Raw genomic sequence first — 17,979 nt, 5'->3', positions numbered from 1 at the left:
CATAACTCCTCCGCTCTCTCTTTTGTCGGAACGATCCGCTATTAGGTTAAGTTCGGCTCCCGTCTTCGAATTCCTTCAACAATTTAAGAATTTCAGTTAAATTCTTTTCAGTCCCGTCCTCGGCGTCCAGCCAATGGACGTCAAGTTTATTGCGGAAATAGGTGAGCTGGCGCTTGGCATATCGGCGGGTGTTTCGCTTCGCCAGCTCAAGCGCCTCTTCCATCGTGCGCTCGCCGGCGAGCACCGACGCGATTTCCCGGTAGCCGATCGCCCTCATCGACTGCGAGTCGGCGAGCCCTGCTCCGATCAGTTTCTCCACTTCTTCTGTAAGGCCCCTCTCCATCATGAGGTCGAGCCGCCGGTTGATGCGTCCGTACAACTTTTCTCGGTCCATGTCCAGACCGACGAGCAGGTGCCGGTAAACCGGATCCCGGCCTCCTCCGCCTTCCTGCTCCGCCTTTGCGTGGCCGCTCACCCCGATAATGTCCAGGGCGCGGAGGACGCGCCTGACATTATTCGGGTGGATGCCAGCAGCCGCCCCGGGATCCAGCCGTGCCAGTTCCGCATGGAGCGCCCCGGGGCCCTCTGCCTCCAGGAGCCGTTCCATCTCTTCCCGGTACCGGGCGTCCGTCTTTTCCTCGGTGAAACGAAAATCATAGAGGACCGCCTGCACGTACAGGCCCGTCCCGCCGACGAGGATCGGCAGTCGACCCCGTTCCCGGATCTCCCGGATCTTTTCCCGGACGCGGAACTGGTAATCGGCGACCGAAAAGCGTTCGGACGGTTCGAGAATGTCAAACAGGTGGTGCGGGACGTCACGCTTTTCCTCCTGCGTGATTTTGGCAGTGCCGATATCAAGCCCCCGGTAGACTTGGAGGGCGTCTCCGTTGATCACCTCGCCGCCGGCCGATTCGGCGAGCCGGACGCTGAGGGCCGTCTTTCCCGAAGCGGTCGGCCCGATGATCGCGACAACATCGGGCCGGCCGTTCACTTCCGTTCCCATCTGCCGATCCAGTCTGTGATGAAATCGGCCACCCGGACCTTATGGCGGGAATGGAGCAGCTCATGCCGGCCGGCCTCGACAAGAAGGACCGTCACTTCTCGGACTCCGTTGTCCTTGTACTGCTTGGCCACTTTCCAGATCCCTTTTCCGCTGTCGCCGACCGGGTCGGCGGAGCCGGACACGAACAGGATCGGAAGGCGTGCGGGCGTCCTCCGGATCTCCCGGTCTTTATGGATGAGGTCCAGCCCGTCAAACAGATCCGAGAAAAAACCGGTCGTCGACACGAAGCCGCTGTCCTCGTCATCCATGTAGGCGCGAACCGCGTCCTCGTCCTCCGTCAGCCAGTCGAACGGCGTGGCGGGACTTTCAAACTGGCTGTTGTAGCTGCCGAATGTGAGTGAGTTCAGAAGCTGGTTCGGCTCTTTTTCGTAACCGGCAGCGGTAAAGGCGGATGCCAGCAGTCGCCCTGCGACGAGCGCAGGACCCGGGTGGGCGCCGGTGCCCATGAAAATGGCCCGGTCTAGCGTGTCGCCGTACCGCTCGGCATATCGCCTTGCCACGAACGAGCCCATGCTATGCCCGAACAAGGTGAATTCCGGCGATGGATGGCCCTCCCTCAAGATGGAGATGACTTCATGGGCATCCCGGACGACCCGTTCAAACCCGTCTTCCTCCGCAAAATACCCCCGGATGCCGTTCAGGCGGCAGGTTTCCCCGTGCCCCCGGTGGTCGTGACCGCTGACGATGAAACCGTTCCGCCGGAGCCTTTCCGCAAACCATTCATACCGTCCGATATGTTCGGCCATCCCGTGCATGAGATGAATATGTCCCCTCGGAGTCCCGTCCGGCTCCATGAGGAACGCACTGATCATGTGGCCGTCCGTCATATGGATCGTCATCCTGTCCACTGCTGCATCACCCTTCCCGTCCGGCCGCCGCTTCTCCGATCAGCCGGTTCAATTCATTCAGTTCCTCCGGCCAGCCGGTACGGCCCGTTTCCCTGCCGGTCAGCCTGTTCATGTAGGCCGCAATCTGCGGACCGATCGCCCGTGCCCGTCCCACGTCGAAGAACAGCCAGCCCGTCCGCCTGACGAGGAAGTCCTCGGGCGTCGCGGCCATTTCCGCATGGATGGCATAAAGGACGCGTCCCCGCTCAGCCGCCGTCAGTCCGTCGCCTTCGCCGGCCGCATGGGCAAAGCGGAACACCGCATCCGCGTTCGTGCCGTAGAAAGCGGCAATCTCCATGCCCTCTTCATGGGAAAGGCCGTAAAGTTCCGCTTCATTGGCCTTGCCCTCGATGAATGCCGGAAGGTCTTCCGGTGAAGCGAAGTCTCCGCCCGACAGCGGCAGGTGCCGTGTGATGCAAGGTCCCCAGCTGTTTCTGTCCGACCGTTCCGCAATCCGGTCGACGACATGCTCCGCCATTTTCCGGTAGCCCGTCAGCTTTCCTCCGGCAATCGTGAGCAGGCCGCTGTCCGACTCCCAGATTTCGTCCTTCCGGGAGATCTCAGACGGATCCTTCCCTTCCTGATGGATGAGCGGACGCACGCCCGCCCAGGCGGATTCCACGTCTTCCGGCCCGAGCCGGAGTCCCGGGAAGATCCAATTTGCCGCCTTCAGCAAATACCGGATGTCCTCTTCAGACGCCTTCACATTCGCCGGATCGCCTTCGTAAAATGTGTCGGTCGTCCCGACATAGGCCTTTCCGTTCCTCGGAATGGCGAAGATCATGCGGCCGTCCGGGCTGTCAAAGTAAATCGCCTGCCGCAGCGGGAAACGGAACTGGTCCACGACGATATGGGCCCCCTTTGAAAGCTTCAAGTGCTTGTTGTTCCCTTTCCCGTCCAGTTTCCTCACCTGGTCGACCCACGGACCCGTGGCGTTCACGACGTGGTCGGCGTCCACCCGGAAGGCCGTTCCGTCCAGCATGTCACGGACGATAGCGCCGGCGACTTTTCCATCTTTGTTCACGAATCGCTCCGCCTTGCAGTAATTGAGGCAGACCGCCCCTTTTTCCGCCGCCTTCTTCAGCACTTCGATCGTCAGTCTGGCATCATCGGTGCGGTACTCGACGTAGTGTCCGCCACCCCGGAGGCCGTCCCGCTTGAGCAGCGGTTCAAGTTTCAGCGTTTCCTCCGGCGAGAGCATCGTCCGGCGCTCGTCCTTCTCCACGCCGGCCAGGATGTCATACACCATCAGCCCGGCGGATGTCGTGACGGGGCCGAATGTTCCTCCTTTATAAAACGGCAGCAGCATGCGCTCCGGCTCCGTCACGTGCGGGGCGTTGTCATACACGATCTTCCGCTCACGCCCGGTCTCGGCCACGATCTTCAGCTCCATCTGTTTCAGGTAGCGGAGCCCCCCGTGGATCAGTTTTGTGGAACGGCTGGACGTGCCTTCCGCAAAGTCCTGCATCTCCACGAGCAAAACGGACATCCCTCTTGTCACGGCATCAAGCGCAATGCCCGCTCCGGTGACCCCTCCTCCGATGACGAGTACATCGAAGCGGAACTTTTCCGCCTGTTGCTTCATCTTTGGTCTCAGCAGTGTTGAAAACATCACCAATCGCCTCCCCTAAAATGATGGGCAAAGGTACACCCGGACTTTGTTTTGCAGCTTCATTTGAACAGACGTGCAGCTTCCACCGCTTTTTTCCAGCCGCCGTACAGGCGGTCGCGTTCCCCAGGATCCATTTCCGGCCGGTAGATCTTCCGGCTTCGCCACATCGATGCAATCTCCTCGCAGTCCTGCCAGAAACCGGTCGAGAGTCCTGCCAGATAAGCTGCGCCGAGCGCGGTTGTCTCATTGTGTTCCGACAGTTCGACCGTGCTCTGCAGGATATCGCTCTGGAACTGCATCAGGAAAGAGTTCGCAACCGCCCCTCCGTCTGCACGGAGGTTTTCAAGCGGAAGTCCGGCGTCGCTCTCCATGGCATCCAGTACATCCTTCGTCTGGTAGGCAAGGGATTCAAGCGTTGCCCGGATAAAGTGTTCCTTGTCGGTTCCGCGGGTGAGCCCGAAGACGGCACCGCGGACTTCGGAATCCCAGTAAGGCGTGCCGAGCCCGACAAACGCCGGGACCACGTAAACGCCGTCGGTTGAGGAAACCCGGTTTGCATAGCCTTCGCTGTCCTTCGCACTCTTCAGCATCCGCATGCCGTCCCTGAGCCACTGGACGGCGGAGCCTGCCACGAACACGCTGCCTTCGAGCGCATACTGGACTCCGTCGCCGATATCCCAGGCGACCGTCGTCAGAAGGCCGTTCTTGGAGACGACAGGCTGATCGCCTGTGTTCATAAGCATGAAACAGCCGGTGCCGTAAGTGTTTTTGGCCATTCCCTTTTCAAAACAGGCCTGTCCGAACAATGCCGCCTGTTGGTCGCCCGCCGCGCCGGCGATCGGCACTTTCTCGCCGAAGAACACGGACGGGGTCGTATGCGCGTAGATCTCCGATGACGGCCGGACGGACGGCAGCATGGCCGCCGGGACGTCCAGGATCCGGCAAAGCTCGCTGTCCCACTTCTGCTCCCGGATATTGTAAAGCAACGTGCGCGATGCATTGGACACGTCCGTCACATGGACCGCTCCGCCGGACAGTTTCCAGATGAGGAAGGAGTCGATCGTACCGAACAGCAGCTCACCCGCTTCCGCACGCTCCCTCGATCCTTCGACCCGGTCAAGGATCCACTTCACCTTCGTTCCGGAAAAGTACGGGTCCAGCACAAGGCCCGTCTTTTCCTTGAACAGGTTTTCGTGCCCGGCCGCTTTCAGCTCGTCGATCACCGGCTGGGTCTGCCGCGACTGCCAGACAATCGCCCGGTGGATCGGGCGCCCGGTCTCTTTGTCCCAGATGACCGTCGTCTCGCGCTGATTCGTAATGCCGATTCCCGCGATCTGTTTTTCGTTGACCCCGCTCTCGCTCAGGACGGCCGCAATGCAGGACAGGACAGATCCCCAGATTTCGCTGGCATCGTGTTCGACCCAGCCGGGTTGCGGGAAGTATTGCCTGAACTCCTGCTGGGCGCTGAACACTTTGCGGCCTTCCCGGTCAAACAGGATGGCCCGGGAACTCGTCGTCCCCTGGTCGATTGACAGGATGTAGCTTTCCATCCGGCTCTCCCCTTTCGCTGTTTACATGACGCGCTTGAACATTTTTTCGATTTCGTATGTGGAAAAATGTATGATGACCGGCCGCCCGTGGGGGCAGGTGTACGGGCTTTCCGCCCGGCCGAGGTCGACGAGGAGCCGCTCCATGTCCGGCCGCTGCAGGTGGTGATTGGCTTTGATCGACCGTTTGCAGCTCATCATGATCGCCGTCTCTTCCAGCAGCTTCCCGATGTCGGTCCGCCGCTCGGAGATCGCCTGGTCGACCATCGCTTCGATGATTTCCTCTTCCGAGCCGGAAGGGAACCACGACGGATGCTCCCGGACAACGAACGCATTATGCCCAAATTCCTCCATCTCGATGCCGGCCTCGGCAAGCACCCCGCGGACTTCGAGGATCCTCTCCATGTCGTCCGGCGGGTAATGGAATGTCATCGGGAACATGAGCGCCTGCCGTTCCCCGGGGTCGACTTCCTTCACCTTTTCCCGGTAAAACTCGTATTTGATCCGCTCCTGGGCCGCGTGCTGGTCAATCATATAAAACCCGTCCGGGCTCTGGGCGACGATATACGTCCCGTGGATCTGGCCGACCACTTCGAGCTCATCGAACGGGACTTTCCGCGAGTCTTCCCGGACGCCCTCTTGAGGATCTTCCGCCTGCTGCGGAACCGTCTCCGTTGCAGGGTCCCGATACAGGGCCGCTTCCGGCTCAAAGACCGATCCGGATGCATCGTTCCGGTTGTGGATGGAAACCCCGGTGCCATCGGCGGTTGCAGCCGGAAATTCGGCGGCAGTTGTTCCTGCAGCGGAATAGCCCCGTTCCGGCTCTCGCCCATCCGGGAACGTTGCCGGAGCGGGGGCTGCCGGACGGCTGTAACCATTGCCGGCAGGAGAAGGGACGTCCATCCCGGCGGGGCGCCAGAGGACCGTCTGCTCGGACTTCGGCCGGTTTTCCTTCGGCGGCTTCGCCGCGGGAGCACCGATTGCGCCGGATACGGCTCTTTTCACGGCCTCCCGGATGAGCGCGCAAAGCTCCGCTTCCTTGCTCAGCCGGATCTGCTGCTTCGACGGATGAACGTTGACATCGGTCAAGTACGGATCCCCGGTGATCGAGATCACCGCAATCGGGAACCGGCCGATCGGCAGATACGTGTGATAGGCATCGATGACCGCTTTCGTGATCGTGAAGCTCTTGACCCATCGGCCGTTGACGAGGACGGTCATATAGTTTTTCGATGCCCGGGTGATGTCCGGAATCGAACAGAACCCGCTCACTTCATAGTCTGCCGACGATCCGTCGAAGCGGAGCATCTTCCTCGCTGTCCCGGAGCCGTATATATCCGAAATGACCTTCAGCAGGCTGCCGCTCCCCGAAGTCCTCAGATGTTCCTGTCCGTTATGGAGGAAGCGGAAACTGATGGCCGGATGGCTCAGAGCCATCCGGTTCATATAATCGATGGAATGGCCGAGCTCTGTCTGCAGCGTCTTCATGTATTTGAGCCGGGCCGGTGTATTGTAGAACAGCTGGGAGACGGTAATGTCCGTTCCTTTTCTTGCGGGCGCCCCTTCCTGATCGGTGAGGCGGCTTCCTTCGACGCGCACCCGCAATCCGGGGGAAACCCCGTCGGATGTCGTCATCTCCACTTTCGAGACGGCCGAAATACTCGCCAGTGCTTCGCCTCGAAAGCCGAGCGTCCGGATCCTGAACAGATCGTGTTCGTTCCCGATCTTGCTCGTCGCATGGCGGGAAAAGCAAAGAAGGGCATCCGATCCATCCATCCCCTTCCCGTTATCCGTCACTCTGACCGACTTCAATCCCGCTTCCTCCAGCCTGACCTCGATCGCGGAAGCCCCGGCATCGATGGCGTTTTCCACAAGTTCCTTCACGACGGATGCCGGACGCTCCACGACTTCCCCGGCCGCAATCTTGTTGGAAAGCGGCTCGTCCATCAAAATGATCTCGCTCATCCGGTCATCCCCTCTCTTTCCTGATCTTTTCCTGGAGTGCATGGAGCCATTGGAAGGCGTCCATCGGCGTCATCCGGAGAAGGTCAAGCTCCTCGATCTCCGCTGCGACGGACGACCCGCCGTCATCCGCTGCGGAAAGTTCCGCAAACAGGGAAAGCTGGTCGCTCCCCGGTTCTTCCGCATGCTTCCCTCCCGCTGCAGAAGCGGATTCAAATTCGCCGAGAAGTTCGGTGGCGCGCCGGATGACGGGTTCCGGCAGGCCTGCCAGTTCTGCCACATGGATCCCGTAGCTCTTATCCGCCGGGCCTTCCTTCACTTTATGGAGGAAAATGACCCGTCCGCTCTGCTCGGCCGCCGCCACGTGCACGTTCCTGAGCCGTCCGAGTTCTTCCGAAAGCGCGGTCAGCTCGTGGTAGTGCGTCGAGAACAGCGTATTTGCGCCGATTTCCCTGTGGATAAATTCCATCATCGCCTGGGCAAGCGCCATTCCGTCGTAAGTGGACGTTCCCCTGCCGATCTCATCAAACAAAAGCAGGCTCTTTTCAGTCGCATGGGCCAGCGCATTGCGGGATTCCATCATTTCCACCATGAACGTGCTCTGGCCTCCCGCCAGGTCGTCCGCCGCGCCGATCCGGGTGAAGATCTGGTCGGTCACCGGAAGCCGGGCCGAGTCCGCGGGGACAAAGCAGCCGATCTGGGCCATGATTACGATGAGTGCGACCTGGCGCATGTATGTACTTTTGCCGGACATGTTCGGTCCCGTGATGAGCAGCATGTTCGCCCGCCCGTCGAGGATGCAGTCATTCGGCACGTAGGTTCCGTCATCGAGCATTTTCTCGACGACCGGGTGGCGGCCGTTCCGGATGACGATGTCACGGCCAGGATGAAATTCGGGCATGACGAAGCGGTATCGCTCCGACACTTCCGCAAATCCGGCAAGCACATCGAGCGTGCTCAGCCGGTCCGCCAGCTCCTGAACGGGCTGGATGTGCGCCTTGACCTTCTCGCGGACTTCATTGAAGAGTTCGGTCTCAAGGATGAGCGCCTCGTCTTCGGCGTTCAGGATGAGCGCTTCCTTCTCCTTCAGCTCCGGCGTGATGTACCGTTCCGCATTGGCGAGCGTCTGTTTCCGCTCATAGCGACCGGTGTCGACGAGGTGGACGTTCGACTTGGTCACTTCCAGATAGTATCCGAATACCCGGTTATAGCCGATCTTAAGCGACTTGATGCCGGTCTCTCGGCGCTCTTCCGCTTCCAGCGCGGCAATCCAGTCTTTTCCGTTCCGGGAGGCGTCGCGTAGTTCATCCAGCCTCGGATTGAATCCTTCCCGGATCACGCCGCCTTCCTTGTTGGAAATCGGCGGATCATCGGTGATCGACTCCTGCAGGATGCCGAGCACTTCCGGACACGGGTTGATTGTGCGGGCGATCTCCACGAGCCTTTGCTCACCGCTCTCTTCAAGGGCACGGCGTACCGGGCCGGACTGCTCGAGCGATCGGCGCAGCTGGGCAAGGTCCCGCCCCGTCGCACTGCCGAAGGCCACTTTTCCGGCAAGCCGCTCCATGTCGTAGACGCCCTTCAGCAGCTCCCGGACCTCCCCCCTTGCAAAGAATGAGCGGATCAGTTCGCCGACCGTTTCGGTTCTGGCGAGTATCGCTTCGCGGTCCGCGAGCGGCTCGTGGATCCACTGCCGCAGCTTGCGGCCGCCCATCGCGGTCACCGTGTCATCGAGCAGCCAGTAAAGCGAGCCTTTTTCCCCTCCGTCGCGGATGGACTGGACGAGCTCCAGGTTCCTCCTCGAGTTCGGATCGATCGACAGAACGGCCCGGCGTTCCCGGTGGATGATCGGGCGGAGATGGCCGAGCGACCGTTTCTGCGTCCGCTCCAGATAGCGGAGAAGCCGTGCCGCCGCGGGCTTCATGCCTGTCGGGCAGTTCCGGGCGATGTCCTCCCCGTCAGCGGGCAGGGAGTCGTCGGATTCCACCGACAGCAGGATCGATCTTGCAAGCGCCTGGTCATGAAGAGCGAGGTACAGCTCATCAGGGACGACGATTTCCCGGATTTTAAGTGCTTCCGCTTCGGAAATGAGTGACTTTTCATCTTTCCCGGCAAGTGTCGCCACGCCTTCGCCCGTCGACAGATCGATGCGGATAAGGACATATTCCCCGTTCGCCGTCCGTCCCGCCGATCCGATGAACACATTCGCCTTTTCCCCGACGGAGCGTCCTTCGGTCAGGGTGCCGGGCGTGATCAGCTGGATCACTTCCCGCTTGACGATCCCCTTCGCCGCCGCAGGATCTTCCGTCTGTTCGCATATGGCCACCTTATGGCCTTTCCTGACCAGCGTCTCGATATAGGACGCGGCGGAATGATAAGGTACCCCGCACATCGGAATTTTGCCCGCCTGTCCCCCTTCGCGTGCGGTCAGGGTGATTTCAAGCAGCTGGGCCGCCTTCAGGGCATCGTCGAAAAACATTTCATAAAAATCGCCCAGCCTGAAAAACAGGAATGCGTCCTTGTATTCTTCTTTGATCTCCATGTATTGCCTCATCATCGGTGTCAATGCCGCCATCTATTACAACTCCCGTATCAGTCAGTCTATCCTCCAATTATAGCAGACGGCCGCAACAGCAGGAAAAGGCAGAGGCCCGCCCCCAAGTGGTCCGGCGCCTCTGCCTTCCGATAACAGGATGAACAAGTCCGTCTTTCTCTTCTCCGGCGCGTCAGAGCGAGCTGGAGTCCTTGCCTTCCCCGGCGGAGCGGGGTCCTTTGCCATGGCCCGAAGAGGATGACGAAGAGCTTTCATCTCCGAAATGCCATTCCTCTTCAAAGTCATGCGGATGCACCTGGATGCATACTTTCGTTTCCCCGACAACTTCGGCAAGAAGCTCCCGCTCGACGCATACGCTGAATTTCTCGCCGCACTTCGTGATGGTGGCTTCCGTGCAGTTCGGCTGCTGAATGACTTTCACGTAAACCTCTTCGTGGCTCCCCGTGCTTCCGTCGCGGTAATGAAGACGGATCCGGTCACGGTAATGGATCGTCTCCGTGTAGACGGAGGTCTTCGAATGGTCATGATGGGAGTACCAGACGTTGATGTCATACTTCCCGGTGACTTCAACGTAGTTCCCGTTTTTCTTCGCCTGATGGTGGTGATTGATGATCCAGCAACCGAGTATGCCCGATGGCTTATTCGGCGGGCACAGCACTTCAGTCGACTCCGACCTCTTCTTCCCTTTGGCCACAACCGCTTTCGTGACGATCTGCCGTAAGTTTTTCAGGGTCAACCCTCCTCATTCGCTTCAGTCCATCTTATGCACCAAACGCCCGGAAAGTGAAAAAAGCGGAGGTTTTTCTGAGAAACCGTTTAAATCGCCGTGCCGCGTTTGATGGACGGGGAGGAAATGAAGCCCCGGAAACACCGCCGGGACGATGATGACAGCTGCATGAAGGAAGCGCTTGGCACCGAGAAAATGAGTCGGCGGATTCGTTCGGCTTTCTGCAGAAATTTCTAGATGATGACCTGGTGCAGGCTGAGCTCTGCGCCACTTTCACGGAAAGAAACAGAACCCCTCGGAACGACAAAAGAGGCATCCCGTCCGCCTCCGGACCGGATGCCTCTTTTATTTTAGGACAGTTTCCCCGGCGCGTTCCGGACTTTGGATCCGGTCTCGCCGCGCAGAAGGTCCCCTTCAGTCGACTCGATGATGCGGTTCGTCACATCATTGGCAATCGTATTGGAAACGAGCTGAAGCAGCTGATTGACGTCGATCTGCGATTGCTTGAACTCGCGGACAATCGGCATCTCGTCGATTTCCTGTTCGATCTGGCTGATCTTGCCTTCGACCAGCTGCTGGGCGCGCTCTTTTCCGTACTGCTGGAAGTTGACGGCCTGCTTCTGAAGGCTTTTCAGGCTGGCGATCTTTTCGCGGACCGTCTGGTTTTCGTTGATCTGCTCTTCCGCCCGCTTGAAGAACTCCACTTCTTCAGTATTGCTGATCATTTCGGCAAGTTCTTTCGCCTTTTCAATGATGTCGTGTTTCGTGTATGTTTTTTCCATCGGATATCCACCTTTTCGGCCGTCGGCACCTGAAACGTGAACAGGCGGCAATCGGTTATAGTCTCCCGTCATTTCCGGGCTTTTCCCCATTATACTGAAGAAGACGGCCTGCGTACAGGAGATGCGCCGGAATGTCGGGGCTTTGACAAAAAGGCGGACTGCCTGCCGGGCTCTGAATCATCCCGTCCTCAAACCAAACGGCAAGAGGCGGAAGGCCCCTTGCCGCTTTCACCTTTATGCGTGTTGCGCATGCCCGGTCCGGGAGTTCAGCGCTTCCTTTTTTCCACGAGCAGTTTCATCGCCGTGCGTTCCTCCCCGGCAATCACGATATCCGTGAAGGCAGGCGAGCATGTCAGATCCGCGCCGCTCGGGGCGACAAACCCTCTTGCGATCGCCACTGCCTTGACCGCCTGGTTGAGTGCTCCGGCCCCGACCGCCTGCATTTCCGCATATCCCTTCTCCCTGATGACTGCCACGAGTGCACCAGCAACAGAATTCGGATTTGAGCGTGAAGATACTTTCAACGAGTCCATGCCATTCCTCCCTGTTATCCTGCATTCATGGAACCGGATGCTTCCATGCCCCATCATATGCGGAGCGCAGGGTGTGCATGAAACAAGGGACGCGCGGTTCAGCCGTTGAACGGGTGGTCGTCGTTGACGAGGATGCGTTCGACCCGGATCGCCTTTCCGGTCTTGTCGTCCGCTTCGACGAACAAGCCGCCGAGCTGCGTCGGCCCGCCGTCCGGAACCCGGAACCGCACCGGCATGTTCGTTTGGAACCGGTACAGGACTTCTTCCTTCTTCATCCCGAGTATGCCGTTGTACGGACCGGTCATCCCCGCGTCTGTAAGATAGGCCGTTCCGCCGGGCAGGATGCGCTCGTCCGCCGTCTGGACATGGGTGTGGGTTCCGACGACCGCCGTCACCCTGCCGTCCAGATGCCACCCCATGGCGATTTTCTCGCTCGTCGCTTCCGCATGGAAATCCACAAAGATCAGCGGGGAAATTTCAGAGGCTTCCTCGATCAGCCGGTCGGCGACGGCGAACGGATCGTCGTGAGGGGGCATGAACGTGCGGCCGTGGAGGTTGATGACCGTGAGTGCACCCGCCTCTTTGCGGACGGTGGCCATCCCGCGCCCCGGCGCTTCGGATGAAAAATTCGCCGGTCTGAGGAGGGAATCGGACCCGTCGATGAAGTCGAAGATCTCCTGTTTGTCCCAGGTGTGGTTCCCCATTGTGATCATATCGACTCCGGCGAACAACAGCTCGTCATGATCGTCCCGCGTGAGTCCTTTTCCCGATGCGGCGTTTTCTCCGTTGACGATGACGACGTCGGGCTTGTACGCCCGGCGCAGCCTCGGGAGCTGCCGGCGGACGGTCTCCATTCCGGGTGCGCCGACGATGTCTCCGATGAACAGGATTTTCATAATCGTTCCAGCCTTCCTTCCGGCAATGAAGAAGGCTTCCGGGACCAGAGTCCCCGGAAGCCTTTTCAACCGGTTATTTTGCGTATTCGACCGCCCGGGTTTCCCGGATGACGGTCACTTTGATATGCCCCGGATAATTGAGTTCGCTTTCAATCCGTTTCCGGATATCCCGGGCGAGCCGGTGTGCGGTGATGTCGTCCACCTGATCCGGACGCACGATGATCCGGACTTCCCGTCCGGCCTGGATGGCAAAGGACTTTTCGACGCCGTCGTAGTCCTCGGCGATCTCCTCCAGTTTTTCGAGACGCCGGATGTAGTTTTCGAGCGTTTCGCTGCGCGCGCCTGGACGTGCGGCGGACAGCGCATCCGCTGCAGCCACGAGAATGGCGATGACCGATGTCGGCTCGGTATCCCCGTGGTGAGAGGCGATGCTGTTGATGACGACCGGATGCTCTTTGTATTTCGTTGCGAGCTCCACGCCGATTTCCACGTGGCTGCCTTCGACTTCATGGTCGATGGCTTTCCCGATGTCATGCAGCAGACCTGCCCTGCGAGCCAGCGCGATGTCGGAATCCTTGAATCCGAGCTCTGCGGCAAGCAGGCCGGAAAGATACGCGACTTCCTTGGAATGCTTCAGGACGTTCTGTCCGTAGCTCGTCCGGTACTTCAGGCGGCCGAGGATCTTGATGAGATCCGGATGCAGATTATGGATGCCGAGATCGAATGTCGTCTGTTCCCCGGCCTCCCGGATCTGTTCATCCACTTCTTTGCGCGCCTTCTCGACCATCTCTTCAATCCGGGCCGGATGAATGCGGCCGTCCTGGACCAGCTTTTCGAGCGCGAGCCGGGCGGTTTCCCTCCGGATCGGATCGAAACCGGACAGGATGACGGCTTCCGGCGTGTCATCGATGATCAGATCGATGCCGGTCAGGGTTTCGAGCGTCCGGATGTTCCGGCCCTCGCGCCCGATGATCCGGCCTTTCATCTCATCGTTCGGCAGGTTGACGACCGATACGGTCGTTTCTGCCACATGGTCGGCGGCGAACCGCTGCAGTGCCAAAGACAGGATCTCCCTGGCTTTCCGGTCGGATTCCTCTTTTGCCCGGAGCTCCGATTCCCGGGTCATGACTGCGATGTCCGTGGACAGTTCATTCTCCACTTCCGTCAGGATCAGCTGGCGTGCCTCATCCCGGGTGAGTGCAGATATGCGTTCAAGCTCCGTCTTCTGTTTCAACATGAGCTCATCCGCCTTGCTCTCCATCTGTGCGATATGCTGTTGTCGTTCGGCCAAAGCGTCTTCCTTGCGCTCCAGACCCGCTTCACGTTTGTTCAGCGCATCCTCCTTGCGGTCAAGATTCTCTTCCTTCTGCAACAACCGGCTTTCATGCCGCTGAAGCTCACTGCGGCGTTCCCGGATGTCGGATTCGGCTTCTGTCCGTAGTTTGTGGGTTTCATCTTTCGCTTCAAGTAGCGCTTCCTTCTTCAGTGCCTCCGCTTCGCGCCTGCCTTCTCCGATGATGAGTTCGGCAGACTGCTTCGCGCCGGTCACTTTCGAGTCGTTCACTTTCTTAAGGGCAAAATAGCCAACAACTGCACCGACGATGAGTCCGAGCAAAGCGGAGATGATGATTTCAACCATTGAGGTCACCTCCCCCTGCTTTCATTCGTCTGTTCAAACCGGCCCGGAATCATCCGGGCCGGAGGTCAAGCCGGTCATACTGTGTAAAGCTTGAAGTTATACAGTTTAATTGTACCGGCGCCCAATTTCCCTGTCAAGGATTGCCGGCTTACTCTTAGCTTGCTTTTCGCTGCGGCCCTGGCGGAAGAGGGCCTTTGCCCGTTATCACGCCTGCAGCATCTCCCGCCGGCAAGCAAAAAGAGGCTGCCCGTATTGCCGGGCAGCCCCCTCTGAGGGATCATTTGTCGCCGAGAAGGAGGTCGAGTTCTTCCTCTTCTTCGATATCGTCTTGGCCGGCGATCACATATTGTGGCTCGATAAGACCGTACGATTCGCGGATCTTATTGGCGATCTCCAGCCGGATCTCCGGATGCTCTTTCAGGAACTGCTTGGAGTTCTCGCGTCCCTGTCCGAGACGCTCGTCGTTGTAGGAATACCAGGAGCCGCTCTTCTGGACGATGTCCGTTTCGACGCCGAGGTCGATCGTTTCGCCTTCTTTGGAGATTCCTTCGCCGTACATGATGTCGACTTCAGCCGTACGGAACGGCGGAGCGACTTTGTTTTTTACGACCTTGATGCGGGTCCGGTTGCCGACCATGTCGTTGCCCTGCTTGATGGACTCCGCACGCCGGACTTCCAGCCGGACCGAGCTATAGAATTTAAGCGCACGTCCGCCCGGCGTGACTTCCGGGTTGCCGAACATGACGCCGACTTTTTCACGGATCTGGTTGATGAAGATGGCGATGGTCTTCGATTTGTTGATGGCGCCGGAAAGCTTCCGGAGCGCCTGGGACATCAGGCGGGCCTGGAGACCGACGTGGGAATCGCCCATCTCCCCTTCGATTTCAGCTTTTGGCACGAGTGCCGCGACGGAGTCGATGACGATGATGTCGATTGCCCCGCTCCGGACGAGTGCTTCGGCGATTTCAAGCGCCTGCTCCCCTGTGTCCGGCTGGGAAAGGAGAAGTTCATCGATGTTGACGCCGAGTTTCTGCGCATACACCGGATCAAGCGCATGTTCCGCGTCAATGAACGCGGCGGTTCCGCCGGATGCCTGTGCTTCCGCGATGGCGTGAAGGGCAACCGTCGTCTTACCCGAGCTTTCCGGTCCATAGATTTCGATGACCCGTCCTCGCGGATATCCGCCCACTCCAAGCGCTGTGTCAAGAGTGAGCGAACCGCTCGGCGATGTCAGGATTTCACGGTCCGTCTTTTCTCCCAGTTTCATGACGGAACCTTTCCCGAACTGTTTCTCAATCTGTTTCAATGCCATATCCAATGCAGCTTTGCGATCGCTCAAACTTGTTCCTCCTCATGGGTTCTTCTTGTTTTTCTTGCTATCACTACTATACTCGGTTTCTGAGAAAAACTCAAGCAAAAAGCGAACATCCATTCGTTTTTAAATGTCCTGTTTTTGAAATTCGAGGCCGCTTTTGAAGCCAAAATCCAATTTTGGCGCAAAAAACGGCCCCGAAAATCAATTTTCGGGAACCGTTTTTCCGCCGATCATCCGGATNTTCAGCCGTACGGAACGGCGGAGCGACTTTGTTTTTTACGACCTTGATGCGGGTCCGGTTGCCGACCATGTCGTTGCCCTGCTTGATGGACTCCGCACGCCGGACTTCCAGCCGGACCGAGCTATAGAATTTAAGCGCACGTCCGCCCGGCGTGACTTCCGGGTTGCCGAACATGACGCCGACTTTTTCACGGATCTGGTTGATGAAGATGGCGATGGTCTTCGATTTGTTGATGGCGCCGGAAAGCTTCCGGAGCGCCTGGGACATCAGGCGGGCCTGGAGACCGACGTGGGAATCGCCCATCTCCCCTTCGATTTCAGCTTTTGGCACGAGTGCCGCGACGGAGTCGATGACGATGATGTCGATTGCCCCGCTCCGGACGAGTGCTTCGGCGATTTCAAGCGCCTGCTCCCCTGTGTCCGGCTGGGAAAGGAGAAGTTCATCGATGTTGACGCCGAGTTTCTGCGCATACACCGGATCAAGCGCATGTTCCGCGTCAATGAACGCGGCGGTTCCGCCGGATGCCTGTGCTTCCGCGATGGCGTGAAGGGCAACCGTCGTCTTACCCGAGCTTTCCGGTCCATAGATTTCGATGACCCGTCCTCGCGGATATCCGCCCACTCCAAGCGCTGTGTCAAGAGTGAGCGAACCGCTCGGCGATGTCAGGATTTCACGGTCCGTCTTTTCTCCCAGTTTCATGACGGAACCTTTCCCGAACTGTTTCTCAATCTGTTTCAATGCCATATCCAATGCAGCTTTGCGATCGCTCAAACTTGTTCCTCCTCATGGGTTCTTCTTGTTTTTCTTGCTATCACTACTATACTCGGTTTCTGAGAAAAACTCAAGCAAAAAGCGAACATCCATTCGTTTTTAAATGTCCTGTTTTTGAAATTCGAGGCCGCTTTTGAAGCCAAAATCCAATTTTGGCGCAAAAAACGGCCCCGAAAATCAATTTTCGGGAACCGTTTTTCCGCCGATCATCCGGATAAGGAGATGAAGCGCGGATTTTACCGCCCGGATGCGGTTCGTGTTCCGCATACCGGACAAAAGAAGCTGTTTCGTCTCAAGAGTCCCGCCCCTGCGTGCGATGGCGATCCAGACGGTGCCGCCGGGCTGTCCCGCGTGCGGGTCGGGCCCTGCGGCGCCGGTCAGTCCGACGCCGATATCCGTCGAAAACTTTGCGAGGACGGAGGAGGCCATCGCCGCTGCCGTGGCTTCGCTGACGATTCCGTGTTCACCGAGGAACTCCGCCGGGATTCCGAGCTGGGCGGTCTTGGCTTCCGCCGTGTAAGTGACTGCCCCGCCGGCCAGCGCGGCGCTGATGCCCGGCTGCTCGGCAAGCTCCGCCATGAACAGTCCGGCCGTCAGGCTCTCCGCCGCGGAAATGGTGAGTCCGTTGCCGATGAGCAGCGAAGCCGCCTTGGACACGAGGGTTTCATCATCATAGCCGTACATGAATTCGCCGACAATCTCCCGCACGTCCGTTTCAGAACGGTCGAGAAGGATCGTTGCCTCTTCCTGCGTGTCCGCCTTCGCAGTCAGACGGATGGTCACTTCCCCGTCGGATGCCAGCGGGGCGAGGGTCGGGTTGGTCTGGTTGTCCAGCAGATCCGCCAGGCGGTGTTCAAGTTCGGCTTCGCCGATTCCGTAGAAACGAAGAACCCGTGAGACGATCGGTCCGCCGTGTCCCGCAAGCTTTGCAAGAAGCGGCTTCGCCTGTTCCGTGAACATCGGCTCCATTTCTTTTGGCGGGCCGGGCATGAGCAGGTAATGGATCCCCCCTGCCGTCGCCAGCATTCCGGGTGCCATCCCGTGCCGGTTTTCCAGTACGACGGAACCATCAAGGACAAGCGCCTGCTTCCGGTTGTTATCGGTCATCGGCCGGCCCATCCGTTCGAACCAGGCAGCGATCGAGCGGAGCGCCTCTCCGTCATGGACCAGTCCGGTCCCGACATGACGGGCCACCGTCTCCTTCGTCAGGTCGTCTTTCGTCGGACCGAGACCGCCTGTGAAGATAAGCAGGTCGGCGCGTTTTTCCCCAATGCGGATCGCTTCATCCAGCCGTGCGGGATTGTCCCCGACCACTGTTTGGAAATGGACATCGATGCCGATCTCGGCAAGACCGGAAGAGATATACCGTGCGTTCGTATTATTGATCTGCCCGAGCAGCAGTTCCGAGCCGACCGCGATGATTTCTGCATTCATTTGGATGGTTTCCTTC

The 17,979-nt window shown here is 58.9% G+C and carries 13 protein-coding genes and 1 pseudogene; all 14 read right to left on the bottom strand.

From position 1 onward, the window contains the following. Positions 1–46 precede the first annotated feature (46 nt). The 14 genes and pseudogenes from miaA to BN1189_RS11420 all read right to left on the bottom strand — a co-directional run bounded on the left by miaA (position 47) and on the right by BN1189_RS11420 (position 17,963). Entirely contained in the window at positions 47–1,003 is a 957-nt protein-coding gene (gene miaA / locus BN1189_RS11485; RefSeq protein WP_179860950.1) for a tRNA (adenosine(37)-N6)-dimethylallyltransferase MiaA, read from the bottom strand. Continuing rightward, complete coding sequence (locus BN1189_RS11480) at positions 988–1,902, bottom strand: alpha/beta fold hydrolase (RefSeq protein WP_040228316.1); 915 nt, start codon at positions 1,900–1,902, stop codon at positions 988–990. The genes miaA and BN1189_RS11480 overlap by 16 nt, the downstream gene beginning before the upstream one ends. A 16-nt stretch (positions 1,903–1,918) precedes the next feature. Further along, on the bottom strand, positions 1,919–3,562 hold the full coding sequence (locus BN1189_RS11475; RefSeq protein WP_040228221.1) for a glycerol-3-phosphate dehydrogenase/oxidase: 1,644 nt from the start codon (positions 3,560–3,562) through the stop codon (positions 1,919–1,921). Positions 3,563–3,621: 59 nt separating this feature from the next. Then, positions 3,622–5,112 (bottom strand): glycerol kinase GlpK, encoded by a 1,491-nt coding sequence (gene glpK, locus BN1189_RS11470; RefSeq protein ID WP_040228218.1) that lies wholly within the window; start codon positions 5,110–5,112, stop codon positions 3,622–3,624. A gap of 21 nt (positions 5,113–5,133) precedes the next feature. Next, the gene (gene mutL, locus BN1189_RS11465; protein WP_040228217.1) at positions 5,134–7,074 is read right to left on the bottom strand and encodes a DNA mismatch repair endonuclease MutL; all 1,941 of its coding nucleotides are present in this window, start codon (positions 7,072–7,074) and stop codon (positions 5,134–5,136) included. A gap of 4 nt (positions 7,075–7,078) precedes the next feature. After that, positions 7,079–9,646, bottom strand: coding sequence for a DNA mismatch repair protein MutS (mutS, locus tag BN1189_RS11460; protein WP_040228215.1), 2,568 nt, complete (start codon positions 9,644–9,646; stop codon positions 7,079–7,081). 151 nt (positions 9,647–9,797) lie between these two features. Further along, positions 9,798–10,355 (bottom strand): outer spore coat protein CotE, encoded by a 558-nt coding sequence (cotE, locus tag BN1189_RS11455; protein WP_040228315.1) that lies wholly within the window; start codon positions 10,353–10,355, stop codon positions 9,798–9,800. 347 nt (positions 10,356–10,702) lie between these two features. Further along, entirely contained in the window at positions 10,703–11,134 is a 432-nt protein-coding gene (locus tag BN1189_RS11450) for a RicAFT regulatory complex protein RicA family protein (protein ID WP_040228212.1), read from the bottom strand. A 266-nt stretch (positions 11,135–11,400) separates the two neighbouring features. Further along, a complete protein-coding gene (locus BN1189_RS11445; protein ID WP_040228210.1) occupies positions 11,401–11,667 on the bottom strand; it encodes a stage V sporulation protein S in 267 nt (88 codons plus the stop codon). Between the two features lie 98 nt (positions 11,668–11,765). Then, positions 11,766–12,563 carry a TIGR00282 family metallophosphoesterase gene (locus BN1189_RS11440; RefSeq protein ID WP_040228208.1) on the bottom strand — a complete coding sequence of 266 codons (798 nt, stop codon included), beginning with the start codon at positions 12,561–12,563 and terminating at the stop codon, positions 11,766–11,768. 73 nt (positions 12,564–12,636) lie between these two features. Next, a complete protein-coding gene (gene rny, locus BN1189_RS11435) occupies positions 12,637–14,202 on the bottom strand; it encodes a ribonuclease Y (protein WP_040228206.1) in 1,566 nt (521 codons plus the stop codon). Between the two features lie 277 nt (positions 14,203–14,479). Continuing rightward, positions 14,480–15,541, bottom strand: coding sequence for a recombinase RecA (recA, locus tag BN1189_RS11430; protein WP_040228204.1), 1,062 nt, complete (start codon positions 15,539–15,541; stop codon positions 14,480–14,482). A gap of 217 nt (positions 15,542–15,758) precedes the next feature. Beyond that, positions 15,759–16,529 (bottom strand): annotated as a pseudogene (recA, locus tag BN1189_RS11425) (recombinase RecA); the annotation flags it as partial. A gap of 177 nt (positions 16,530–16,706) precedes the next feature. Then, on the bottom strand, positions 16,707–17,963 hold the full coding sequence (locus BN1189_RS11420) for a competence/damage-inducible protein A (RefSeq protein WP_040228203.1): 1,257 nt from the start codon (positions 17,961–17,963) through the stop codon (positions 16,707–16,709). Positions 17,964–17,979 lie beyond the last annotated feature (16 nt).

This window comes from Bhargavaea cecembensis (assembly GCF_000826125.2).
Lineage (GTDB): Bacteria > Bacillota > Bacilli > Bacillales_A > Planococcaceae > Bhargavaea > Bhargavaea cecembensis_B.
Note: the sequence above shows the minus strand (reverse complement) of the source record. Positions and strands in the feature narration are given on the sequence as shown.